Source organism: Novosphingobium sp. AAP1, assembly GCF_001295765.1.
Taxonomy (GTDB): Bacteria; Pseudomonadota; Alphaproteobacteria; order Sphingomonadales; family Sphingomonadaceae; genus Novosphingobium; species Novosphingobium capsulatum.
Window position 1 is genome coordinate 894013 of sequence record NZ_LJHO01000001.1, and the last position, 21708, is coordinate 915720.

Consider the following 21708-nt stretch of genomic DNA (forward strand, 5'->3'; position numbering starts at 1 on the left):
CCGTTCGGGCTGAGCTTGTCGAAGCCCCTGCGCGGGACCGTAGTTTCAGGCTTCGCACCACCCCCAACCCCCTCCTCTAAAGAGGATGGGGCTTTAAGATCAATACCTTAACCCCCTCCTCTTCAGAGGAGGGGGTCGGGGGGTGGTGGAAGCCACAGCATACCGTCAATCGAAATGGACGCGGTTGGCCAGGATCACGGCCTGGGTGCGGCTGAACACGCCCAGCTTTTGCAGGATGGCCGAGACGTGGGCCTTGACCGTGGTGAGCGAGACATCGAGATCGTGCGCGATCTGCTTGTTGAGGCGGCCATGCACGAGATGGTGCAGCACCACCTTTTGCTGCGGGGTCAGGCTGTCGATCCGCGTGCGAATCTGCGCTTCCTCGGCGCTGGCGGGCGTTTCTTCGAGGCCGGTATCGGGAATGTAGATTTCGCCAGCCATGACCATGTGCAGCGCATTGACGATGCCATCGCGCTTCATCGACTTGGGCAGGAAACCGGCCGCGCCGGCAGAGAGCGCTTCTTGCACCAGGGCGCGGTCAAAGCTGCCCGAGACCATCAGCACCGGCACCATCGGAAATGCTTCGCGCAGTTGCACCAGGCCCGACAGGCGCGTGGCATCGGGCATGTTGAGATCGAGCAGGACCAGATCGCAATCGCCATGGCTGGCAAGCACCGTGGCGGCTTCTTCGACACCTGCCGCTTCCAGGATGTCGCAATGCTCGAACGTAACGGCAAGCAGGCTGCGCAGCCCGTCCCGCACCAGCGGGTGATCATCGACAACTAGGATGCGTTCGGGTGTGGCGTTGGCCATGGCGGCACTATCGGCCGGCCGCGCGGAAAAGCAAGAGGGGGAAGGTGCGCTCCGCACCCGCAAGGGTGTGCGGGACCCGCCGCCTTCCACAACGGGCCCCACGATGGCCCGGGGCGCTGTTGCCAGCACCCCGGTGAAGGGCAGGGGGCGGGAAGCCCCCCAGCTTCCGCCCCGACCCATCATGACTTGGGCAGCTTGAACACCCAGAGCGCGCCGCCCTGGCTGATTTCCTTGAAGGTCTTGGCGACCTCGCCACCCCACAGCGGCACGGCGCCGCCCCAGCCCGACATCACGGCGACATACTGTTCGCCATCCTGTTCCCAGGTGATCGGCGAGCCGACCACGCCCGAGCCGGTGTTGAACTTCCACAGCTCCTGCCCGGTCTTGGCGTCAAAGGCCTTGAGATAGCCTTCGGGCGTGCCCGTGAAGACCAGGCCGCCAGCGGTGCTCATCACCCCACCCCACAGCGGGGCCTTGTTCTTGTATTCCCACACGATCTTGCCGGTCTTGGGATCCATCGCGCGCAGGGCGCCGATGTGATCTTCGGCGATCGGCTTGATCGTGAAGCTGGCGCCGAGATAGGCCGCGCCCTTCTTGTAGGCGATCGGCGTGTTCCAGATGTCCATGCCCCAGTCGTTCGACGGGATGTAGAACAGGCCGGTCTGGTCGGAATAGGCCATCGGCATCCAGTTCTTGCCGCCCAGGAACGAAGGGCTGGCGAACACGGTCTTGCCCTTGGCCTCGCTGCCGCCGGCCATGTCAGGCGCGCCGGGGCGGTTGTCGTCGATATAGTTGGGGCGGCCGGTCTTGGCGTTGAAGCCGTTGGCCCAGGTCGTCTGCATGACGAACTTGCTGGCGCTGATGAACTTGCCGTTGGTGCGGTCGAGCACGAAGAAATAGCCGTTGCGATCGGCCTTGGCGCCCAGCTTCATCGCCTTGCCGTTGACCGTGGCGTCGAACGGAATGAATTCGTTCACCCCGTCAAAGTCCCAGCCATCGTGCGGCGTGGTCTGGTAATGCCAGACGATCTGGCCGTTGTCGGGGTTAATCGCCAGCGTCGAGGCGGTATAGAGATTGTCGCCCTGGCGCAGGTGGCTGTTCCACGGCGCCGGGTTGCCGGTGCCGAAGAAGATCAGGTTGGTTTCCGGGTCATAGGTGCCGCCAAGCCAGGTGGCGCCGCCGCCGGTCTTCCACAAGTCACCCGGCCAGGTGGCATTGAGCTTGCCGGTCATGCCGTTGGGCTGGCCACGCAGAGTGCCTATGTGGCCTTCGATCACCGGGCGGCTCCACACCAGTTCACCGGTGTTCACGTCGCGCGCCTCGACCACGCCAACCGCGCCGAATTCACCGCCCGATACCCCGGTGATGACCAGGCCCTTGACGATCAGCGGCGCAGCGGTCTGGCTGTAGCCGGCCTGGTAATCGGCCACGGTCTTGTTCCAGATGACCTTGCCGGTCTTGCGGTTGAGCGCCACGACGTGCGCATCAAGCGTGCCGAAGATGATCTTGTCGCCATAGATTGCCGCGCCGCGGTTGACCACGTCGCAGCAGGGCATGATGCCATCGGGCAGGCGGGCATCGTATTCCCACTGCTTTTCACCGGTGCGCGCATCGAACGCAAAGACGCGGGAATAGGAGCCGGTGACATAGATCATGCCGTCATAGACGATCGGCTGCGATTCCTGGCCGCGCTGCTTTTCCCCGCCGAGCGAAGCGGCAAAGGCCGGCACCATCTTGGCGACATTGGCGGTGTTGATCTGCGTGAGCGGGCTGAAGCGGTGCGCCTGCGGCCCCATGCCATAGGTCAACACGTCGCCTGTGGTGGTGGCATCGGCCATCAGGTCGGCATCGCCCGGGCCCGCAGCGGGCGCGCCATCGGCCAGCGCAGGAGCGGCCATGGCGATGGCCAGCACACAGGCTGCGGTCGCCTTGAAAAATCCCTTCATCATCACACCTCCGATTGATCGTGCAGCCTCTCGTGCGGGCTGATCACGTTGCGCTGATTATGGGGGGCGGATGGTGGTTTGCTGCGGCCGGTGCCCCCTGCCCCGCCCACCTGACATCTGGGAACCTATTCCATCGTGCGTAGGCCACAATTGGACCTTGGCACTAGGTTTGCTGCGCAACAATTGCCCCTCCACCACGCGCTGCGCGCGCGGTCCCCCTCCCCGCCGCTGCGCGCCAGGGAGGATCTCGTATCCTCCCCACATGGTGGGGAGGTGGCAGGCCGTAGGCCTGACGGAGGGGTGGGCCTCAACCCGCCAGCGGCGCCTGCCAGTTCACGCCATAGGGCTGGCACAGCGCGGCCAGGCGGCCGTCTTTCTGCATCTGGCCCACGATCTCTTCCAAGGCATCACCCAGCGTGCGGCTGGATTCCTTGACCGCCATGCCGACGTCCCAGCCGGGGCTGGTCATCATCGGCAAGGGCCCCTTGCGCCGGGCAAAGCCGCTGGCCTGGCCTTTGAGGCCGTATTCGAGCTGGGCCGTGGTCGCCATGGCGGCATCGGCATCGCCCTTGACCAGGGCCGAAACCGCCGACACGCCATTGGGATAGTGGGCCACATCCTTGGCGAGCGCGCCGCCGAATTGGCCCATCAGATAGTAATCGGGGATCGTGGCCACTTCGACGGCCAGCTTGTGCCCCTTGAACGAGACGGGAATGCCTTCGCATTCCAGGCCCTTGCCGGTGGCGCAGGCTAGGCCGAAGCGTTCCCGCGCATAGGGCGCGACGATCGCCACCTGGTCTTGCGCGGCGGCAAAGGCGGGATCAAACGGCACATGCAGCATGACATCGGCTGCCTGGAACCCCAGCAGCCCGCCACGCCACACCGCATTGCGCAGATCGTCTTCGACGCTTTCGCCGGCCGGGAAGATCGCCAGATCGGCTTTCACGCCGAGTGCTACGGCCAGGGCGCGACCGAGATCGGCATCGATGCCCTTGATCTGGCCGCCCTCGTCCCACGACCATGGCGCATTGTCCTGGTAGATCGCCACGCGCAGCATGCCGTTGGCCTTGACCTTGGCCAGAGGGGCTGCCTCCACCGCGCGGGGCAGGACGGCAGCAGCGGCAAGGCCAGCCAGCAGGGTGCGGCGCGTGACAGCCACCGGCTTATTCCTCGTGCACGGTTTCAAGCCAGGCGCGGATGGCCCAGCCGGCCTTCTGGCCCAGGATCTCGCCCATTGGCGGCATATAGACCTTGCCGTCGCGCACCGAGCCATGGTGATAGCGCTGAACAAACCATTCATCGCCGGAATCGCCCAGTTCCAGATAGCGCAGATCGGGCGCGATGCCGCCGGAAATGGCATCGATGCCGTGGCAACGCGCGCAATTCTGGGCATAGGCGTGATGGCCGATCTCGATCGCCTTGGCATTGCCGCGATAGGGATTGTGCTGCAACCAGGTGTCGTTGTTGGGCTGGATATCGGGCAGCGCCGTGGTATCGACGGGCTGCGGCGTCACATCGCCATGGGCCAGGAGATGCGTGGCGCCGGCAAGGGTAAAAACCCCGGCTGCCGCGCAGAGCGCCAGTCGTCCGGTGAACTTCATCGCGTCATTCCCTTTCCCAGTTTTATGGTCTGGCACGAATCTTGGCCTTGGCAAGCTCCGTGACACTGCGGATGGTGATGAACCATGCAAGCCATGGGAGAAATTGACCTTTGGTCGAATGCCCAGGCGGGCAGGCACCGCCTAAGGTGGATATGACGGAAGAGGATCCTGCCCCATGCGTTTGACTGCTCGCGCGGCGCTCGCCGCTATCGCCGCCCTGCTGCCGCTCGCCACCGCGCAGGCGCAGACCGTCTATGTCAGCAACGAACGCGGCAATTCGATCAGCGTGATCGACGGCGCGAGTGGCAAGTCCCTTGCCACCTGGCCAGTGGGCGAACGCCCGCGCGGCATCACCCTGTCAAAGGATGGGCGCTTCGTGCTGGTCTGCGTGAGCAACGACAACGCGGTCAAGGTGATCGACCGCCAGACCGGCAAGATCCTGCGCGAAATCGGCGCGGGGCAAGACCCGGAACAGTTCTTCTTGAGCCAGGATGGCAAGACCGTGTTCGCGGCCAACGAAAACGATGCCGCCGTCAGCGCGATCGATCTCGCCAGCGGCCGCGTGGCGTTCCAGGTTTCGGTGGGCAAGGAGCCGGAAGGCATTGCGCAAAGCCCGGACGGCAAATGGCTGGTCGTGACCTCGGAAGAAGACAACGCGGTGAGCTGGATCGACCTGGCCAGCCATGCGGTGGTTTCCACCATGGAAACCGAAAAGCGCCCGCGCTACGTGGAATTTACCGCCGATGGCAAGCAGCTGTGGATCGCGGCCGAAGTGGGCGGCGTGGTGCAGATCGCCGATCCGCAGACGCGCGCGATCACGGCAACGATCCACTTCGCGATCCCCGGCGTAGCCGATTACAAGATCATGCCCTGCGGCATCCGCTTCACCCCCGATGGCAAGACGGCCGTGGTCGCGCTCGGCCGGGCCGATCGCATCGCCTTGGTCGATGTGGCGAGCCACACGGTCAAGACCACGATTCCGGTGGGCAAGCGCGTGTGGCATCTCGCGCTCAATGCCGATGGCACGCGGGCCTATACGGCCAACGGCCTGTCGAACGATGTTTCGGTGGTGGACCTGGTGGCGGGGCAGACCATTGCTACGGTGCCGGCAGGCGTGGCGCCCTGGGGGGCCGTGGTGGGGGATTGAAGGCCCTGCCTTTCCCGTCAACTGACACGGGGATGGGGTTCGCGCAAAGGCGCTGAAGCGCAGAGGTTCTACAAGCACCCCCTCCGCCAGCCCTGCGGGCTGGCACCTCCCCCACCGGCGTGGGGGAGGATCTTGTACCGCAAATACCGCAAACTTGCGTAGTTCCTTGGAACGAGAACCATAGTCCAATTTCGCTGCGGGCCGCCCCGGCGCATCGTTCCGCCTGCCCTTTGGGGCAAGAAAACGATGGCAGGGGATGGACCAATGAAGGGAAAAAAGGGGCTGGCGCGCGTTTTGCTCGCCGCGACGACCGCGCTTGGGATGACGTTGGGCGCCGCGCCCGCCATGGCCGGCACATCGGCCGCGCTGCTCAAGCGACTGCATGAGAAAGGCATCCTCTCTGACGAGGAATACCAGCAGCTGCTGCGCGAAGATGAAGCCGAAAATGCCGCGCCCGCACCTTCTGCGGCACCGGCACCGGTAGCCGCCGCAGCCGCACCTGACAGCGACCGCTTCGTGCGCCGCACCGCCAGCGGCGTAGGCCTGGAGGTGGGCGATGTAACGCTCAGCTTCTCGGGCTCGGTCAACGGCTTTTACGTGCACGACAATCCACAGTCGCCCTCGGCCCGCACGGCAGTGGCCGGTGGCATCGCCAATGTCGGCGGAAACAGCACCTCTTCGGTGCGCAACGGCCTGCTGCCGGGCTTCCTCAAGGTGGAAGCCACCACGCACCAGGGCGGCTGGGATGTGGGCGCGCACTTTGGCATGTATCCTGGCATCAACAGCGCTGCATGGGGCACGCTGGGCGCCAACAACGGCGGCCAGCCCACCGCGCTCGCCACCTCGGGCATCGATTTCCGCCAGACCTATCTCACGTTTGGCCGCGCCGGCTTTGGCGAGATCAAGATCGGCCGCGATATCGGCCTGTTCGGCTCTGACGCCATTCTCAACGATATCACGCTGCTCTCGTCCGGCGCGCCGGGTGGCAACGTGGCGCCCGCCAACACCACGCTGGGCCGTATCGGATCGGGCTATATCTACACCGATTTCCAGCCGCAGATCACCTATACCACGCCCGCCTTCTCGGGCTTCAAGGCGGCATTCGGCGTGTTCCAGCCGTTGAGCTCGCTTACCGGACCGGCTGAACAGAACGGCAGCCCCGGCTTCCAGGCCAAGCTGACCTATGATGGCAAGCTGGGCCCCGTGGGCGCGCACCTGTGGCTATCGGGCATTACGCAAAAGCACGATACCGTGGCCAGCGCCTATAGCTACACCGGCAAGGGACTCGACGTGGGCGCCAAGCTGACGGTCGGCCCGGTTACGGCGGTGGGCTATTACTACACCGCGCAGGGCCTGGGCACCACGGTGCTCAACCTGCTCGACAGCGATGGTCTGGGCCATGCCCGCGACAGCCACGGCTTCTATGCGCAGGCCCTGGCCACGTTCGGCAAAGTCTCGGTCGGCGGCAGCTATGGCGAAAGCCGGCTCGACTTTGCCAACGCGGTCGACGCTGCCACCACGCCCACGCTGGTCAAGAAGAACAGCAGCTATGTCGGCCAGGTCCGCTATGGCCTGACCAGCTGGGTCACCCTGATCGGCGAATATGTCTCGGCCAAGGCCCAGGCCCACAATGGCAACAGCGCCAAGTCCGACACCGTAGCCCTGGGCGGCATCCTCTTCTTCTGATCGGCCTTTACCCGGTACCGATCATCACCGCCCCGGCGCTTGCTCTCCAGGCGCCGGGACATTGGCCGGACAGCCCAGTTCCCCGGGCCTGTCCGGCCTTTTTTGTGCCGATCCCTTTTCCGCTGAACTGATGCGCACGAAAAAGGCCGGGTAGCGGCTTGCTACCCGGCCCGGTCCGGTTGCGACCCGGAAAGGCGACGTTTACTTGAGGCTGGTGAGATAGCCGACCAGTTCGGCCCGCTTGGCCGGGTCCTTCAGGCCGGGGAACGACATCATCGTGCCCGGCACCAGCGCGCGGGGGTTTTCGATCCACTTGTCGAGCGTGGCAGCGTTCCACGTCAGGCCCGATTTCTTGAGGCCATCGGAATAGCGGAAGTTGGCCGCGTGCGTGCCGGCTTTCTTGCCCACTACGCCATAGAGGTTGGGCCCGATCTTGTTGGGGCCGCCCTTGGTGTTGTCATGGCATATTGCGCAGCGGGCCCAACTGGCCGGGGCCGGCGGCGGGGCAGCATGGGCGCTGCCAGCGATCAGGAAGGCGGCAGCAAGTGCCGGGGCAATCAGGCGTTTCGACATAACTCCTCCACTCCACAGTCTGTTTGCACCAGCCCTGCCATGATGCCGGCCATGCCGATATTGGACTATTGGCCGAGCGCGCCGCCGTTTCCACAAGTCCCCTTTAGTTGGTTGGTTAATTGACAAGGGTGCCGCAAGGCTGGCAGATTGCCCGGCAAACATGCCAAGAGGATTGCCTGCCGCCATGATCAAGACCCGCTTTACCGAACTGTTCGGCGTGGAACACCCGATCGCCCAGGGCGGCATGCAATGGGTGGGCACGGCCGAACTGGTAGCTGCGGTGGCCAATGCCGGCGCGCTGGGCTTTCTCACCGCGTTGACCCAACCCACGCCCGAAGCGCTGGCCAAAGAAATCGCGCGCTGCCGCACGATGACCGACAAACCCTTTGGCGTGAACCTGACGATCCTGCCGGCGATCACCCCGCCGCCCTATGCCGAATATCGCCAGGCAATCATCGAAAGCGGGATCACTGCGGTGGAAACCGCCGGCTATCGCCCCGATGAACACGTCGCCGCATTCAAGGCGGCCGGGGTCAAGGTGATCCACAAGTGCACGGCAGTGCGCCACGCGCTTTCGGCCGAGCGCATGGGCGTGGACGCCATTTCGATCGACGGCTTCGAATGCGCCGGCCATCCTGGCGAGGACGACGTGCCTGGCCTGATCCTGATTCCCGCCACGGCCGACAAGGTGAAGATTCCGATCATTGCCTCGGGCGGGTTTGGCGATGGGCGCGGCCTCGCCGCTGCGCTGGCCCTGGGCGCCGAAGGCATCAACATGGGCACGCGGTTCTGCGCCACGCAGGAAGCGCCCATCCACGACGGCATCAAGCAGGCGATCGTGGCCAACGACGAACGCGCCACCGCGCTCCTGTTCCGCAGCTATCGCAATACGGCGCGCGTGGCGCGCAACAGCGTGGCCGAAGAAGCCGTGCGGATCGAGCGCGAGGGCAAGCCGTTCGAGGCGATTGCCCACCTGGTAAAGGGCGCGCGCGGGCGCGAGGGGCTGATCTCGGGCGATCCCGAACACGGCATCTGGACCGCCGGCATGGTCCAGGGCCTGATCCACGATGTGCCGACCGTGGCCGAACTGGTGGACCGCATCATGGGCGATGCCAAGGCGATCATCACCGCGCGCCTGGCCGGCATGCTGGCCGATTGAACCGGCAGGCGAATCGTCTGAGCGGCGTGGGCCGGGCTGTTCGCGATGAAATGCAGCCCGGCACCGCGACAAAATCGCCGGTATTACTTGGCAGGCGCCAAGTAGTTTGCCAGGCGTGGCACCGACATTGACAAATCGCCGGCCATTTGCCATATGCTGCTTTGCTAACGTCGCCTGCGACGGATTTTGAAGCTCACGCCTGGCGCCAAGCGCGTCATTCATACGGGCAAGCCGATCCTTCCTTTCTCTCGCTACAAGCTCCGCCAGCGCTGTTGCTGGCGGGATCCCCTGTTTCGTGAAAAGGAAACACCCATGCTGACCGGCACCGTAAAGTTCTTCAATACCGACAAGGGCTATGGCTTCATCGCCCCCGATGGCGGCGGCGCAGACAGCTTCGTCCACATCAGCGCCGTTGAGCGCTCGGGCATGGCCACGCTGTCCAAGGACCAGCGCGTCCGCTTCGAACTGGAAACCGATCGCCGCGGCAAGGAAGCAGCGGTCAACCTTCAGTCGGTTTAAGCCCATGGCCAAAGAGGATCTCCTGACCCTTGAAGGCCAAATCGACGAGATCCTTCCAGATGGACGCTTCGGCGTCCTTCTGGAAAACGATCACCGGATCATCGCCTACACCGCGGGCAAGATGCGCAAATTCCGCATCCGCTCGATCGTGGGCGACCGCGTCCGGGTCGAGATGACCCCCTACGACCTTACCAAGGGTCGTATCGTCTATCGTGAAAAAATTGCAGGCGGCCCGGCCGCCATGCGCAAACGGCGGTAGACGCCCAACAATTATAAAAGGCGCCACACAGGCGCCCGGGACTATCATGAATACGCAATATACGTTCTCTACTTCCAATCTGCATACCACCTACCCCCTGCCCTCTCCGCGCGGCGCCCAGCGCCCGCAACCTGCCCCTTGTGGGTTGAGCCGGCAGCAACTGCGCGACATCGTCGCCCAGATGGTAGGCTGAACGCCAAACCGGCAACCTCGCCCGAAGGAAAAGACCATGTCCGAAGTACAGGACTTCTACCTCAGGCAGGTTGCCCTCAGCGCCAAGGCTGCCAGCGACAGCGGCTTGGCCAACCAGCGCGACAAATACCTGCGCTCCCAGGCCGCCTGGCAAGCCCTGGCCGACCGCGCCGGCAAGACCGCCGCGGCCAAAGCCGCCAATGACGCCCAGAAGCTGGCTGATGCCCCGCTCGACCTCGAGCAGGCGCCTACGGATTTCCCGATCTGAACTGTGCGCCGGTCGGCCTGCGACAAAGGCCGATCATCCGACGAGCGATCCTCGCCCGCATCTCCACATTTTCCGACGCAACCGAAATGGTGAGCCCTGCTGGATTCGAACCAGCGACCTACTGATTAAAAGTCAGTTGCTCTACCGACTGAGCTAAGGGCCCCCGAGGCGCGGCTTGGCGCTTGGTTGGTGCGCTCACCTAGGGGCGGGGCGGCGGCGGGTCAAGCGGGAAGCCAGGTGTTTTGTCGCCAAACCTGTGAGTGGGTCGCGCCAATCGGGGGCAACGTGCAGCGCCGGGCCGATCACGAACGGGCGCTGGCGGAACGCGGGATGGGGAATGACCAGGTTGGCGTGAATATCCGCCAGCGCCCCGCCCGACCACAACACGATATCGAGATCGAGCGTGCGCGCCCGCCATGGGGCGCCGCGGCGCACGCGGCCGAAGCGGTGCTCCAGGCCCTGCAACTGGGCCAACAGCTGTGGCGGATCGAGCCGGGTGGCGATCACCACGCAGGCATTGGCATAGCGCCGCCGCGATGGACCGAGCGGCGCGCTGGCGATGATCGGTGAAAAGGCCTGCAGCGCCAGGCCCGCATCATCGAGCGCACGCGCCGCCGCGCGCAGCACCTGCGCCGGGGGCCCGTGGCGCGGGTGGCGCACGTTGGAGCCCAGGGCGATCAGGTAGCGGTGCAGCGCGGTGGCGGGCATGCCCGGTCAGATATCCTGCGACAGGCGGGTGTAAAGCTGCGGGCGACGATCGCGGAAGAAGCCCATGCCGGCGCGGTGCCGTGCGGCGGCATCAAGATCGAGCGTGGCGGCCAGCACGCCGGTTTCCGCCGCGCCATATTCCGCCAGGAAATCGCCCCATTCGTTGGCGATGAAGCTGTGCCCGTAGAACGCCTGGTCGTTTTCCTCCACGCCGATGCGGTTTGCAGCGACCACCGGCATGCAGTTGGATGCGGCATGGCCGAGCATGGCGCGGCGCCACACGCGGCTGGTGTCGAGATCGGCGTCATAGGGCTCGCTGCCGATTGCGGTGGGATAGAACAGCACCTGCGCGCCCATCAGCGCCATCGCCCGCGCGCATTCGGGATACCACTGGTCCCAGCAGACGCCCACGCCAATGCGCGTGCCAAACACGTCCCACACCTTGAAACCGGTGTTGCCGGGGCGGAAATAGTACTTTTCCTCATAACCCGGGCCATCGGGAATATGGCTCTTGCGATAGGTGCCCATGATTTCGCCATCGGCGTCGATCATCGCCAGGGTATTGTAGTAGTGCGGCCCTTCCCGCTCGAAAAAGCTGGTGGGGATGGCAATGCCCAGGCCCTTGGCCAGCTTCTGCATCGCCTTGACCGACGGGTCCTGGTCGAGCGGATGGGCCAGGGCAAAGCGCGCCTCGTCCTCGGTCACGCAGAAATAGGGGCCGGCAAACAGCTCGGGCGGCAGCACCACCTGCGCGCCTTGCGCGGCAGCCTGTTCCACCAGGGCGGAAACGGCGGCGATGTTGTCTGCCGCGTCGGGCGAGTTGAGCGCAAGCTGGAGCGCGGCCACGGAAAGCTGGGTCATGGCCGTGCATCTATGCCCTCGGGCGTGTCAATTCAACGACAGCGGGTTACCCCAGCGGGCAATTCGCGCGCCAGAGGATGACAGGCGCCCTGCCCGTTCCTATCTGGGCGGCAAATCTTGCAGAAAGGGTTCCCCCGCAATGGCGACGTCCTCCGCCACCCCCTCCGCCGCCAACCAGGCCATTCTGGCCGGTGGCTGCTTCTGGTGTACCGAAGCGGTGTTCCGCGACGTGATCGGCGTTTCCAACGTGGAAAGCGGCTATATCGGCGGCACCAGCGAAAATCCCACGTACAAGCAGGTGTGCAGCGGCACGACCGGCCATGCCGAAGCGATTCGCGTGACGTTCGATCCCGCCGTGATCGACTACAGCCAGCTGCTCGACATCTTCTTTGCCACCCACGATCCGACGCAGCTCAACCGCCAAGGCAACGACGTGGGCACGCAATACCGCTCGGCGCTGTTTCCGCTCGATGCCGCGCAGGAAGAGGAAGCCAAGGCCGGGATCACCCGCGCCCAGGCCGAGCGCGATGCGCCGATCGTCACCAGCATCGAGCCGGTGGCTCCGTGGTATCCGGCCGAGGATTACCACCAGGAGTATTGGGAAGGCGAAGGCCAGCGGAACCCCTATTGCCTGGCAGTGATCCCGCCCAAGCTGATGAAGCTGCGCAAGAGCTTTGCCGCGAAGGTGAAGGCGTAATCGCGCAGCGTTGCGCTTGGCTTCGCACCACCCCCAACCCCCTCCTCTGAAGAGGAGGGGGCTAGTTTTTAGCGGGTTACTGGGCGTCGAGGCCGTAGGCGGTGTGCAGGATGCGCACGGCCAGTTCCACCTCGTCGGCGTCGATCAGCACCGAAACCTTGATTTCGCTGGTCGAGATAGCCTGGATATTGATGCCGCGATCGGCCAGCGACTTGAACATCGTGCTGGCGACGCCGGCGTGGCTGCGCATGCCCACGCCGACCACCGAAACCTTGGCCACCTTGCTGTCGGCGATCAGGCGGTACCAGCCAATCTGGTCCTTGCGCTCTTCGAGCAGGGCCTGGGTGCGGGCAAGGTCGGCCTGCGGGCAGGTGAAAGTCACATCCGTCTCGCCCTTGTCCTTGGCGATGTTCTGGATGATCATGTCGACGTTGATGTTGGCTTCGGCCAGCGGGGCAAAGATCGAGGCGACGGCGCCGGGGCGATCCGCGATCCGCGTGAGAGTGACCTTGGCCTCGTTCTTGTCGGCGGCGATGCCGGTGATCAGCTGGCGTTCCATTTCGTACCCTTCCAGTTCCTCGTCCGCGACGATCATCGTGCCGGGGATGGTGTCGGCGGCCGGCGCATCGTCGTCGATGAAGGATGACAACACCTGCACCCGCACGTTCTCCTTCATCGCAAGCGAGACGGAGCGGGTTTGCAGGACCTTGGAACCGACCGAGGCCAGTTCCAGCATTTCTTCATAGGTCACGGCCTTGAGCTTGCGCGCCTTGGCCACGATGCGCGGGTCGGTGGTATAGACCCCGTCCACGTCGGTATAGATATCGCAGCGGTCGGCGCCGATCGCGGCGGCCACGGCCACGGCCGAGGTATCCGATCCGCCACGGCCCAGCGTGGTGATGCGGTTGCTCTCGGTCAGCCCCTGGAAGCCGGGGATCACGGCGATTTCGCCCGCGCCCATGCTGGCCAGCAGTTCGGCCGAATCGATGCCTTCGATGCGCGCCTTGGAAAAGGCATCGTCGGTGCGCACCGGCAATTGCCATCCCAGCCACGAGCGCGCCTTGCAGCCCAGCGCCTGGAGATGCATGGCCAGAAGGCCCGAGGTCACCTGCTCGCCGCTGGCCACCACCACATCGTATTCCGCCGGATCATAGAGCGCGCTGGCTTCGCGGCAGAAGTTGACCAGGCGATCGGTTTCCCCGGCCATGGCCGAAACCACCACCGCCACTTCATGGCCGGCGGCCTGCTGGCGCTGCACGATCCGCGCGACGCGGCGGATTCGCTCGGTTCCGGCCATCGAGGTGCCGCCGAATTTCATCACGATCCGGGCCAACGCTTGTGCTCCTGTCCACCTGCCAAAAGAAAGAATCTTGCCCGCATGGCCCATGGACCATGCGAATGCGGCGCTTTAGGGAGGTGGCATGAGCAATGCAACATCCTTGAACGCCCAGACCATCCGCCCGGAAGAAGCCGCCCATTTCGGCAAGTTGGCGGCCGACTGGTGGGATCCGAAGGGCCAATCGGCCATGCTCCATCGCCTCAATCCCGTGCGCCTGGCCTTCATCCGCGCCGCGATCGATACGCATTTCGGCGCCGATCCCCGCGCCTTGCGCCCCCTGGCGGGCAAGCGCGCGCTCGATGTGGGCTGTGGCGCGGGCCTCTTGGCAGAGCCGCTGTGCCGCATGGGCGCGGATGTCACCGCATTGGATGCAGCGGCGGAAAACATCGCGGCCGCGCGCGCCCATGCCGAGGGAGCCGGCCTGGCGATCGACTATCGCCATGGCGAACTGGCGGACCTTGGCCTGGCCGGGTTCGACCTCGTCACCTCGATGGAAGTGATCGAGCATGTGGCCGACAAGCCCGCCTTCGTGGCGGCGCTGGCAGCAACGCTGAGCCAAGGCGGGTTGATGGTGCTGTCCACCCCCAACCGCACCCCCGCCTCGCGCCTGTTGATGATCGAGGCGGCCGAGCGCCTGGGCATGGTACCGCGCGGCACGCACCACTGGGACGATTTCATCACCCCGCTGGAACTGCACGACCTGCTCGACGCCGCCGGCCTCAAGATGGGCAACCCGCAAGGCATCGCCTGGAACCCGGCCAAGGGCCTGCACCTGTCAGACGATCTGGCGCTCAACTATATCGTCACGGTCACGCCGGCCTGAGTCACATAGGGCTCAGCGCAGCTTCCCATTCGGCCTGCTTGAAGCCCACAAGCAGGCCGCCGGGATGCTCCACGATCGGCCGCTTGATCAGCGAGGGCTGCGCCACCATCAGGGCCACGGCCTTGGCGGTGGTAAGGTCGGCCTTGTCTTCCTCGGGCAGCTTGCGGAACGTGGTGCCGGCCTTGTTGAGCACCTTGTCCAGCCCGGCCTGCGCCACCCAGCGCGCCACCTGGCCTGCATCGGCGCCCTGCTTCTTGTAATCGTGGAAGGTGTAGGCCAGCCCCTGCCCATCAAGCCAGGTGCGCGCCTTTTTCACGGTGTCGCAGTTGGGGATGCCATAGACGGTCAGGCTCATGCCTTGGTCCTCTCGAAATGGTGGATGCGGCTGGGGGTGCCGGCGAACAGGGTATAGCTTTCGTAGTAATCAGACCGGCCGCGACCTTGCACCTGCGCGTGATCGGCCTGGGTGCGCCAGGCACGTGCCGCCGCTTCACTGTCCCATTCCGACAGGGCGATCACTTCGCCATCGTCGGCGACATAGGATTTGAAGCTGCGGAAGCCGGGCTGGCGACGCGCCAGGTCTTCCATCGCCTGGGCATCGGCGGCGTAAGCGGCGGCATCGATGCCGGCATGCTTGCGGTTGCGGAAGACGACGAGGTACATGGGCCAAGCGCCTTAGTGCGCCGCGCGGCCATCGACCAGTGGACATTTCCCGCGCCATAAGACAGAGCGCTGGCCCCATGAGCATCAATTCCTTCGGACACCTGTTCCGCTTCACCACCTGGGGGGAAAGCCATGGGCCGGCGCTGGGCGCCGTGGTGGATGGCTGCCCGCCGGGGCTGGCGATCGACGAAGGGATGATCCAACCCTATCTGGACGCGCGCCGGCCGGGCCAGTCGCGCTTTACCACCCAGCGCAACGAGCCCGACCAGGTGAAGATCCTGTCGGGTGTGTTCGAAGGGCGCACCACCGGCACCCCGATCAGCCTGATGATCGAGAACACCGACCAGCGCTCCAAGGACTATTCCGAGGTGGCCAAAGCCTATCGCCCCGGCCATGCCGACTATGCCTATGATGCCAAGTACGGCTTTCGCGACTATCGCGGCGGCGGGCGGTCTTCGGCACGCGAAACCGCCGCACGCGTGGCTGCGGGCGGCGTGGCGCGGCTGGTGATCCCGGAAGTGACGATCCTGGCCTGGGTCAGCGCGATCGGTGGCGACGCCATCGACATGGCCAATTTCGATGCCGCACAGATCAGCCAGAATCCGTTCTTCTGCCCCGATGCCCAGGCCGCCGCGCGCTGGGAAGCCCTGGTGGACAAGGCGCGCAAGGCCGGCTCTTCGCTGGGCGCGGTGGTGGAATGCGTGGCCACGGGCGTGCCCGCCGGCTGGGGCGCGCCGCTCTATGCCAAGCTGGACGCCGAACTCGCCCATGCGATGATGGGCATCAACGCGGTCAAGGGCGTAGAAATCGGCGATGGCTTTGCTGCGGCCGCCAATACCGGCGAAGGCAATGCCGATCCGATGCGCCCGCGCAGCGATGGCGGCAACCCCACCCGCGTGACTGGCCCGGAATTCCTGGCCAACCATGCCGGCGGCATTGCCGGGGGCATTTCCACCGGCCAGCCGGTGACAGTGCGCGTGGCGTTCAAGCCAACGTCCTCGATCCTAACCCCCATGCCCACGATCACCCGCGACGGCGAGGCGACCGACCTGTTCACCAAGGGCCGTCACGACCCGTGCGTGGGCATTCGCGGCGTGCCGGTGGTGGAAGCGATGATGGCGCTGGTTCTGGCCGACCAGAAGCTGCTGCATCGCGGCCAGTGTGGCTGAACGGGTCCAGGCGAAGTCTGTACGCTCCCGATACGATCCATTCAGACTGGGAACATCCTGAAAGGCGCAGACGTTTTTTCCTACGTTGAGGACCTAACGCAGGAAGAACACGATGCTAGCCAAACTGACCAAGATCGCTGGCGTGGCCCTGGCCGCCGCGCTGCTTACCCCCGCTGCCGCGCAGGCGCATCCGCAAGGTTGGGAGCACAGCCACCGCGGAGATCACCGCGGCTGGGACAATCGGGGCTGGAACAACCGCGGCTGGGACCATCGCGGTGATCGCCGCGGCTGGGAAAGCCGTCGCTGGGAACACCGCCGCTGGGAGCGCCATGGCTATGCCCGCGATTGCCGCATCGTGTGGCGCCACCACGAACGCGTGCGCATCTGCCGCTAAGCGCGGATCGCAAACCTGACCACATTCAGGCGGGCGGCGTGTACCAACACGCCGCCCGCTGTTGCATGCGGCTCGCCGGTTAAAGCCCCTTCCCGCCCAGCTTCCAGGTCAGCTGTAGATAGAAGCTGCGTCCCACGCCATCGAACCACGAGATGTCGTAATAGGGATAGCTGCCATACGTGCGATCGACATTGGGGCTGGTATCGAACAGGTTGGTCACCGTGCCCGAAACCTGGACATGGTCGGTGATTTTGTACTGGGCCGAAAGGTTGAAGGTGGTGGTCGGCTTGATGAACGCCGTTTCGTCATAATTGGGCAGGCGGCCGAGCATCTGGCCCTGGAGCGTGGTGGTGAACTTGCCGTTGACCAGGGTGAGGCTGGCCGTGCCCTTGTCACGCGGGATGTCATAACCGCTGTCATAGGCCAGCTTGTTGATCACCGCGTCGCCGGCATACTGGCGGAACGTGTGATTGAACACATAGGTGTATCCCAGCGCAAAGGTGAGGAAGCCCAGCCCCTGGATTTCCGAGGCGCGCCAGTGGAACGCCACGTCGATGCCGTCGGTCTGTTCGCGCGCCACGTTGATCGGGTTGACGTAAACCCCCTGAAGCTGCCCTGCGAACGCGCCGGAAGCATAGCGCTGCACCCGCGCGATGGCATCGAGGCAGGTGGGTGAACTGGCATTGACCGCCGCGCCCGAGACGGTTTCGCCCAGCACGCAATCGGATTCGCGGCGTAGCAGTTCATCCTTGCTGAGATCGAGCACCTGGTTTTCCAGCGTGACCTTGAAGTAATCGACCGAAACATCGACCGCGCGATCGGGCTGCCAGAACACCCCGGCGTTGATCGACTTGCTGGTTTCGGGCTTGAGCGCGCGGTTGCCGCTGCGATGGCTGGTAATGCCAACCTCGTAATCGTCGCACTGGCTATAGGTGGCGCCGGCATTCTCGCGCCGGCAGGTCAGGTAATCGGTGCCATCGGGATGGGTGTCACCATTGCCCGAAAACACATAGTGGAGATCGGGCGCGCGAAAGCCGGTGCCCATCGCGCCGCGCAGCAGCAGGCGGCTGGTCGGGCGCAGTTCTGCGCCCAGGTTCCAGGTGGCCTTGCCAAAGCTGTTGTCGACCACGTGGAAATGGTCATAGCGCGCCGCGCCCGAGAGCTGCAGGAACGAGAGTACCGGCACGCGCAGTTCGCCGCCCAGCGCCCAGTGGCGGCGGCTGCCCTTGCCGTCGCTGTCGGTCAGGCCAACGTAATAGTGCTCCAGCGCCTTGGGATCGGGGCGCAGGTCATAGCCCTGCCCGCCATATTCGCCCACCAGCGCCACGCCCACGGCCCCTGCCGGCAGGCGCAGGACTTCGCCGTTGGTCAGGCTGAAAGCGAGGTTGTCGGTATAGGAACGCGGGTGATAGATCGCGTTTTCGGTGATCGAATTGTACTGCGCTGTGGTGAGCGGGGTATAGAACCGCGCCGGATCGGCCGAAAACACCGCATAGCCGCTATCGGGGTCAACGCCCTGCTGCTGGCCCAGGAAAAAGGCATTGGCCTTGGAGATCACCACCTGCGGGAACGATACCTTGCTGCGGTATTCCGAGTGGTTGAACGACAGCTCATAGGCCCAGGCCTGGTTCTTGCCGAACTTGCCGCGCAGGCCCGGCGTGACCGTGAAGCTGACCGAGCGGTTGCGCGTCATGCCGTTGCGCAGGCCGCCCATTTCCTCGGGCGTGAACTGGCGATACCAGTTGTCCAGCTTGGTCGGATTAAGGCTGGTGGGCATCTGCGTGTTGTAGAACGTGCCCTCCTGGTTGCCGTCGGCGGTTTCGTAATACCAGGTCAGCACATCGGGCAGCAGCGCCACCTTGCTGTAGCTGGCCTGGAAATCGGTGAACAGTTCCATGCCATTAGGCAGATCGAGCCCGATCGCGCCAAAGGCGTTCACCGATTTGCGCTCTGAAATCATCGTGCCATAGGCGACCGAGCTGTTCGAGCCGCAGTAATAGCCCGGCCCGCCATCGGCGCCATAGCGCGGGCGGCTGGCGCGGAACGTGCCGCCGCCGTTGAGGCCCGACAGGCTGGCGCAGGTCGCCGCGCCGGGATCGAGATAGTCGGTATATTCATCGGTACGCAGGAACGTGCGGCGCGCCAGCCCGCCAACCGGATCGTCCAGCACCGAATCCTGCCGCGCCCGCTGATATTGCCACAGCGGCTTTTGATAGAGGCCTTCCACCCCGATCACGCCATGAAACGCGCCGGCATTCCAGCCGGTGGTCAAGGTCAGGCGGTGCGAGGCGCCGCCGCCGTGCTGCGTATCGCCATAGCGATAGTCGATCCGCGTGCCATCGACGCTTTTCTTGAGCTGGAAATTGACCACGCCCGAAATCGCGTCCGAGCCATAGATCGCCGATGCGCTGCCGCTCAACACTTCCACCCGCTCGATCAGGCCAACGGGAATGTTGGAAATGTCGGTGAAATTGCTCTGCCCGTTGAAAGGCAGGGGAAAATCGGCAATCCGCCGCCCGTTGACCAGCACCAGGGTGTGGTTGGGACCAAGCCCGCGCAAGTCCACCTGCTGCGCGCCGGGCGTGAAGGCCGCGCCATTGCCCGATTGCTGGCTTTGCGTTTCGCCGCCATTTTGCGTGAGCGCGCGCAGCAGATCGGGTACCGACTGATAGCCATTGCGCAGGATGTCCTGCGCGGTCACGGCGGTGACCGGCGCGGGCCCTTCCATTTCCACGCGCGGAATGCGGCTGCCCAGCACGACGATCGCGCTTTCGGGAGCCGGGGTATCGTCCGCCTGGGACGCGACCGGCAATTGCGTGATAGACGCTGGCGCTTCCTGCGCATGGCCCGCGCCTGCCACGGCCAAGGCACTCATGGCACCACCCGCAATCAACCAAACCCTGGAAATGCGCATTATTGACAGCCCCCTGTGATCGCGCTTCGATAGGGGCTTATGGTTACAGGCAAATCCTATTTGCAACCATAATTCGCCAAACAATACAGTATCAATCGCAACTGTTACACGCTAACCACAGCAAAAGATGGCATATCAAGGGGCACGGGAATGCAGTTCTGGCGCATGGGATTGATCACAGTGGCAGGCGCACTGGCGCTGGCCAGCGGCGCGGCAGGCGCCTCGGAAGCAGGCTATACCCGCTATGTCATCGGTGATCTTGCCGCCCCTACCCCGGCCAAGGTAGCACCGGGCCTGCTGCTGGCCGGCGGTGGCGAATGGGACAGCGATGCTTTCCGCTGGTTCGTGGCGCAGGCCGGGCATGGCCATATCGTGGTGCTGCGGGCATCGGGCGCAGGCGATGCCGGCGATGAGTTCATGCACAGCATCGGCGGCGTCACTTCGGTCGAAACCTTCGTGTTCGATGATCGCAAGGCGGCAAGCGACCCGGCCGTGCTCGCCGCCGTGGCCAAGGCCGATGGCGTCTATATCGCCGGGGGTGACCAGGCACGCTATGTGCGCTTCTGGCAGGGCACGCCGCTGGCCACCGCGCTCGACCGGCTGGCTGCCAGCGGGCACCCGATCGGCGGCACCAGTGCTGGCTTGGCGATCCTGGGCGCGCATGTCTATGGCGCGATGGACGGCGGCAGCGCCACCTCGGGCCCGGCCTTGCGCGATCCCCTGGGCGAAGGCGTGACGATGGTGGAGGATTTCCTACACCTGCCGCGCATGGACCATGTCGTCACCGATACCCATTTCACCCGGCGTGATCGTCTCGGCCGCCTGATCGCCTTTGTGGCCAAGACCCGCGCGACCACGCCCGACAAGGCCGCCGTGGGCCTGGGCGTGGATGAAGGCGCCTCGCTGATCGTCGATGGCGCGGGCAAGGCACGGCTCAAGGGGCCGGCCGGCACCTATGCCTGGCTGGTGCAGCCGGTCGGCGGGCCCGGTGCCAAGCCAGGCCAGCCGCTCGATTGGCCGGCGATCAAGGTGACCGGGATTGGCCCTGACAGCGTGCTGGACTTGGGCACCCTGGCGGTTACGGCGCCGGCCTTTGCCGGCACGGCCAGCGTCAAGCAGGGCAAGCTCGCCGGCGTGCCCTATCCCGCCGATGCCGGCTGGTCGCTGGCCATTCACGGTGGCGCCGGCGCCGCGCCGCGCGGGGAAACCACGCCGGCCGAAGATGCCTCGTATCGCGCCGGGCTCAAGGCTGCGCTGGCCGCCGGGTCGGCCGTGCTCAAGGCCGGCGGATCGAGCCTGGATGCCGTGGAAGCGGCCGTGCGCGTGATGGAAGATGATCCGCAGTTCAACGCCGGACGCGGCGCGGTGTTCGATGCCGAGGGCAAGAACCAGCTGGACGCCGCGATCATGGACGGCAGCACTGGCGAAGCAGGCGCCGTGGCGGCGCTGACCACCACCAAGAACCCGATCCGCGCCGCGCGCGCCGTGATGGAGCATTCCCGCCACGTGCTGCTGGCCGGCGCGGGCGCCGACCAGTTTGCCCGCGAACAGGGCATCGAGCAGGTCGATCCCAAGTACTTCTTCACGCAAAAGCGTTGGAACGACTATCTGGAGTGGAAGAAGGAGCACGTCAGCGCGCTGTCGCCGCGTGTGCTCGATGCCACGCCGCGGCCCGAGCACCGCTATGGCACCGTTGGCGCGGTCGCGCGCGATGTCCACGGCCACCTTGCCGCTGCCACGTCCACCGGCGGCCTGACCGGCAAGCGCTGGGGCCGGATCGGCGATTCCCCGCTGATCGGCGCGGGCACTTATGCGATCGATGGCAATTGCGCGGTGTCTGCCACCGGCACGGGTGAATACTTCATCCGCCAATCCGCCGGCCGCCAGGTGTGCGACCGTATCGCCTGGCGCGACGAAAAGGTGGGCGAAGCCGCGCAGGACACGATCGACGAAATCGCCGAAATCGGCGGTGATGGC

General features: G+C 65.1%; 22 protein-coding genes and 1 tRNA gene. 11 read left to right on the forward strand and 12 right to left on the reverse strand.

The features are described from left to right. Window positions 1-165: 165 nt before the first annotated feature. The 4 genes from IP65_RS03875 to pedF all read right to left on the reverse strand — a co-directional run bounded on the left by IP65_RS03875 (window position 166) and on the right by pedF (window position 4360). A complete protein-coding gene (locus tag IP65_RS03875) occupies window positions 166-813 on the reverse strand; it encodes a response regulator transcription factor (RefSeq protein ID WP_054130816.1) in 648 nt (215 codons plus the stop codon). Window positions 814-992: 179 nt separating this feature from the next. Continuing rightward, window positions 993-2759, reverse strand: a complete 1767-nt coding sequence (locus IP65_RS03880; protein ID WP_054130817.1) for a methanol/ethanol family PQQ-dependent dehydrogenase — start codon at window positions 2757-2759, stop codon at window positions 993-995. A 307-nt stretch (window positions 2760-3066) separates the two neighbouring features. Then, window positions 3067-3918 (reverse strand): ABC transporter substrate-binding protein, encoded by an 852-nt coding sequence (locus IP65_RS03885; protein ID WP_028657939.1) that lies wholly within the window; start codon window positions 3916-3918, stop codon window positions 3067-3069. 4 nt (window positions 3919-3922) lie between these two features. Continuing rightward, window positions 3923-4360: a cytochrome c-550 PedF gene (gene pedF, locus IP65_RS03890; RefSeq protein WP_022676627.1), complete on the reverse strand. Its 438-nt coding sequence runs from the start codon at window positions 4358-4360 to the stop codon at window positions 3923-3925. A 175-nt stretch (window positions 4361-4535) separates the two neighbouring features. Here pedF and IP65_RS03895 point away from each other — a divergent pair, with 175 nt between their 5' ends. Together IP65_RS03895 and IP65_RS03900 are read left to right on the forward strand one after the other, a co-directional pair. Next, entirely contained in the window at window positions 4536-5507 is a 972-nt protein-coding gene (locus IP65_RS03895; protein ID WP_054130818.1) for a PQQ-dependent catabolism-associated beta-propeller protein, read from the forward strand. A gap of 264 nt (window positions 5508-5771) precedes the next feature. Next, the gene (locus tag IP65_RS03900; protein ID WP_369801222.1) at window positions 5772-7193 is read left to right on the forward strand and encodes a porin; all 1422 of its coding nucleotides are present in this window, start codon (window positions 5772-5774) and stop codon (window positions 7191-7193) included. 201 nt (window positions 7194-7394) lie between these two features. Here the strand turns inward: IP65_RS03900 and IP65_RS03905 are convergent, their stop codons facing one another. Beyond that, window positions 7395-7766: a cytochrome c family protein gene (locus IP65_RS03905; protein ID WP_054130819.1), complete on the reverse strand. Its 372-nt coding sequence runs from the start codon at window positions 7764-7766 to the stop codon at window positions 7395-7397. 184 nt (window positions 7767-7950) lie between these two features. Here IP65_RS03905 and IP65_RS03910 point away from each other — a divergent pair, with 184 nt between their 5' ends. The 4 genes from IP65_RS03910 (at window position 7951) to IP65_RS03925 (ending at window position 10163) form a co-directional block, all read left to right on the forward strand. Then, the gene (locus tag IP65_RS03910) at window positions 7951-8925 is read left to right on the forward strand and encodes a nitronate monooxygenase family protein (RefSeq protein ID WP_054130820.1); all 975 of its coding nucleotides are present in this window, start codon (window positions 7951-7953) and stop codon (window positions 8923-8925) included. Between the two features lie 312 nt (window positions 8926-9237). Next, window positions 9238-9444: a cold-shock protein gene (locus IP65_RS03915; protein WP_028657943.1), complete on the forward strand. Its 207-nt coding sequence runs from the start codon at window positions 9238-9240 to the stop codon at window positions 9442-9444. 4 nt (window positions 9445-9448) lie between these two features. After that, complete coding sequence (infA, locus tag IP65_RS03920; RefSeq protein WP_022676633.1) at window positions 9449-9703, forward strand: translation initiation factor IF-1; 255 nt, start codon at window positions 9449-9451, stop codon at window positions 9701-9703. Between the two features lie 229 nt (window positions 9704-9932). Beyond that, window positions 9933-10163 carry a hypothetical protein gene (locus IP65_RS03925; RefSeq protein WP_022676634.1) on the forward strand — a complete coding sequence of 77 codons (231 nt, stop codon included), beginning with the start codon at window positions 9933-9935 and terminating at the stop codon, window positions 10161-10163. Between the two features lie 87 nt (window positions 10164-10250). Here the strand turns inward: IP65_RS03925 and IP65_RS03930 are convergent. The 3 genes from IP65_RS03930 to aguB form a co-directional block, all read right to left on the reverse strand. Further along, window positions 10251-10326: transfer RNA gene (locus tag IP65_RS03930), tRNA-Lys, on the reverse strand. Window positions 10327-10358: 32 nt separating this feature from the next. Further along, window positions 10359-10871, reverse strand: a complete 513-nt coding sequence (folK, locus tag IP65_RS03935; protein ID WP_054130821.1) for a 2-amino-4-hydroxy-6-hydroxymethyldihydropteridine diphosphokinase — start codon at window positions 10869-10871, stop codon at window positions 10359-10361. Between the two features lie 6 nt (window positions 10872-10877). Further along, entirely contained in the window at window positions 10878-11732 is an 855-nt protein-coding gene (gene aguB, locus IP65_RS03940; RefSeq protein WP_054130822.1) for an N-carbamoylputrescine amidase, read from the reverse strand. Between the two features lie 139 nt (window positions 11733-11871). Between aguB and msrA the strand changes: the two genes are divergently transcribed. Continuing rightward, entirely contained in the window at window positions 11872-12429 is a 558-nt protein-coding gene (msrA, locus tag IP65_RS03945) for a peptide-methionine (S)-S-oxide reductase MsrA (RefSeq protein ID WP_054130823.1), read from the forward strand. A gap of 76 nt (window positions 12430-12505) precedes the next feature. Here msrA and IP65_RS03950 read toward each other — a convergent pair whose 3' ends face one another. Continuing rightward, complete coding sequence (locus IP65_RS03950; protein WP_171792895.1) at window positions 12506-13747, reverse strand: aspartate kinase; 1242 nt, start codon at window positions 13745-13747, stop codon at window positions 12506-12508. A gap of 103 nt (window positions 13748-13850) precedes the next feature. Here IP65_RS03950 and ubiG point away from each other — a divergent pair, with 103 nt between their 5' ends. Then, window positions 13851-14591, forward strand: coding sequence for a bifunctional 2-polyprenyl-6-hydroxyphenol methylase/3-demethylubiquinol 3-O-methyltransferase UbiG (ubiG, locus tag IP65_RS03955; protein ID WP_054130824.1), 741 nt, complete (start codon window positions 13851-13853; stop codon window positions 14589-14591). A 1-nt stretch (window position 14592) separates the two neighbouring features. Here ubiG and IP65_RS03960 read toward each other — a convergent pair whose 3' ends face one another. Further along, window positions 14593-14946 (reverse strand): arsenate reductase, encoded by a 354-nt coding sequence (locus tag IP65_RS03960; protein WP_022676640.1) that lies wholly within the window; start codon window positions 14944-14946, stop codon window positions 14593-14595. Continuing rightward, window positions 14943-15254, reverse strand: a complete 312-nt coding sequence (locus IP65_RS03965; RefSeq protein WP_054130825.1) for an antibiotic biosynthesis monooxygenase — start codon at window positions 15252-15254, stop codon at window positions 14943-14945. Before IP65_RS03965 ends, IP65_RS03960 begins: the two co-directional genes overlap by 4 nt. A 77-nt stretch (window positions 15255-15331) precedes the next feature. On the opposite strand from IP65_RS03965, the gene aroC reads away from it, so the two are divergent. After that, window positions 15332-16423: a chorismate synthase gene (gene aroC, locus IP65_RS03970; protein WP_022676642.1), complete on the forward strand. Its 1092-nt coding sequence runs from the start codon at window positions 15332-15334 to the stop codon at window positions 16421-16423. 112 nt (window positions 16424-16535) lie between these two features. Next, window positions 16536-16817, forward strand: a complete 282-nt coding sequence (locus tag IP65_RS03975; RefSeq protein ID WP_054130826.1) for a hypothetical protein — start codon at window positions 16536-16538, stop codon at window positions 16815-16817. Between the two features lie 79 nt (window positions 16818-16896). On the opposite strand, the gene IP65_RS03980 is transcribed toward IP65_RS03975, so the two are convergent. Further along, on the reverse strand, window positions 16897-19692 hold the full coding sequence (locus tag IP65_RS03980; RefSeq protein WP_156306379.1) for a TonB-dependent siderophore receptor: 2796 nt from the start codon (window positions 19690-19692) through the stop codon (window positions 16897-16899). Between the two features lie 204 nt (window positions 19693-19896). On the opposite strand from IP65_RS03980, the gene IP65_RS03985 reads away from it, so the two are divergent. Continuing rightward, window positions 19897-21708, forward strand: a 1812-nt coding sequence (locus tag IP65_RS03985) for an isoaspartyl peptidase/L-asparaginase (protein WP_082349775.1), incomplete at its 3' end; no start/stop codon positions are given.

What these genes read in the sequence shown, in the direction of transcription:
- IP65_RS03875 (WP_054130816.1), bottom strand. Translation starts at nt 813, where the DNA reads ATGGCCAACGCCACACCCGAACGCATCCTAGTTGTCGATGATCACCCG.
- IP65_RS03880 (WP_054130817.1), bottom strand. Translation starts at nt 2,759, where the DNA reads ATGAAGGGATTTTTCAAGGCGACCGCAGCCTGTGTGCTGGCCATCGCC.
- pedF (WP_022676627.1), bottom strand. Translation starts at nt 4,360, where the DNA reads ATGAAGTTCACCGGACGACTGGCGCTCTGCGCGGCAGCCGGGGTTTTT.
- IP65_RS03895 (WP_054130818.1), top strand. Translation starts at nt 4,536, where the DNA reads ATGCGTTTGACTGCTCGCGCGGCGCTCGCCGCTATCGCCGCCCTGCTG.
- IP65_RS03900 (WP_369801222.1), top strand. Translation starts at nt 5,772, where the DNA reads ATGAAGGGAAAAAAGGGGCTGGCGCGCGTTTTGCTCGCCGCGACGACC.
- IP65_RS03905 (WP_054130819.1), bottom strand. Translation starts at nt 7,766, where the DNA reads ATGTCGAAACGCCTGATTGCCCCGGCACTTGCTGCCGCCTTCCTGATC.
- IP65_RS03910 (WP_054130820.1), top strand. Translation starts at nt 7,951, where the DNA reads ATGATCAAGACCCGCTTTACCGAACTGTTCGGCGTGGAACACCCGATC.
- IP65_RS03915 (WP_028657943.1), top strand. Translation starts at nt 9,238, where the DNA reads ATGCTGACCGGCACCGTAAAGTTCTTCAATACCGACAAGGGCTATGGC.
- infA (WP_022676633.1), top strand. Translation starts at nt 9,449, where the DNA reads ATGGCCAAAGAGGATCTCCTGACCCTTGAAGGCCAAATCGACGAGATC.
- IP65_RS03925 (WP_022676634.1), top strand. Translation starts at nt 9,933, where the DNA reads ATGTCCGAAGTACAGGACTTCTACCTCAGGCAGGTTGCCCTCAGCGCC.
- folK (WP_054130821.1), bottom strand. Translation starts at nt 10,871, where the DNA reads ATGCCCGCCACCGCGCTGCACCGCTACCTGATCGCCCTGGGCTCCAAC.
- aguB (WP_054130822.1), bottom strand. Translation starts at nt 11,732, where the DNA reads ATGACCCAGCTTTCCGTGGCCGCGCTCCAGCTTGCGCTCAACTCGCCC.
- msrA (WP_054130823.1), top strand. Translation starts at nt 11,872, where the DNA reads ATGGCGACGTCCTCCGCCACCCCCTCCGCCGCCAACCAGGCCATTCTG.
- IP65_RS03950 (WP_171792895.1), bottom strand. Translation starts at nt 13,747, where the DNA reads ATGAAATTCGGCGGCACCTCGATGGCCGGAACCGAGCGAATCCGCCGC.
- ubiG (WP_054130824.1), top strand. Translation starts at nt 13,851, where the DNA reads ATGAGCAATGCAACATCCTTGAACGCCCAGACCATCCGCCCGGAAGAA.
- IP65_RS03960 (WP_022676640.1), bottom strand. Translation starts at nt 14,946, where the DNA reads ATGAGCCTGACCGTCTATGGCATCCCCAACTGCGACACCGTGAAAAAG.
- IP65_RS03965 (WP_054130825.1), bottom strand. Translation starts at nt 15,254, where the DNA reads ATGTACCTCGTCGTCTTCCGCAACCGCAAGCATGCCGGCATCGATGCC.
- aroC (WP_022676642.1), top strand. Translation starts at nt 15,332, where the DNA reads ATGAGCATCAATTCCTTCGGACACCTGTTCCGCTTCACCACCTGGGGG.
- IP65_RS03975 (WP_054130826.1), top strand. Translation starts at nt 16,536, where the DNA reads ATGCTAGCCAAACTGACCAAGATCGCTGGCGTGGCCCTGGCCGCCGCG.
- IP65_RS03980 (WP_156306379.1), bottom strand. Translation starts at nt 19,692, where the DNA reads ATGAGTGCCTTGGCCGTGGCAGGCGCGGGCCATGCGCAGGAAGCGCCA.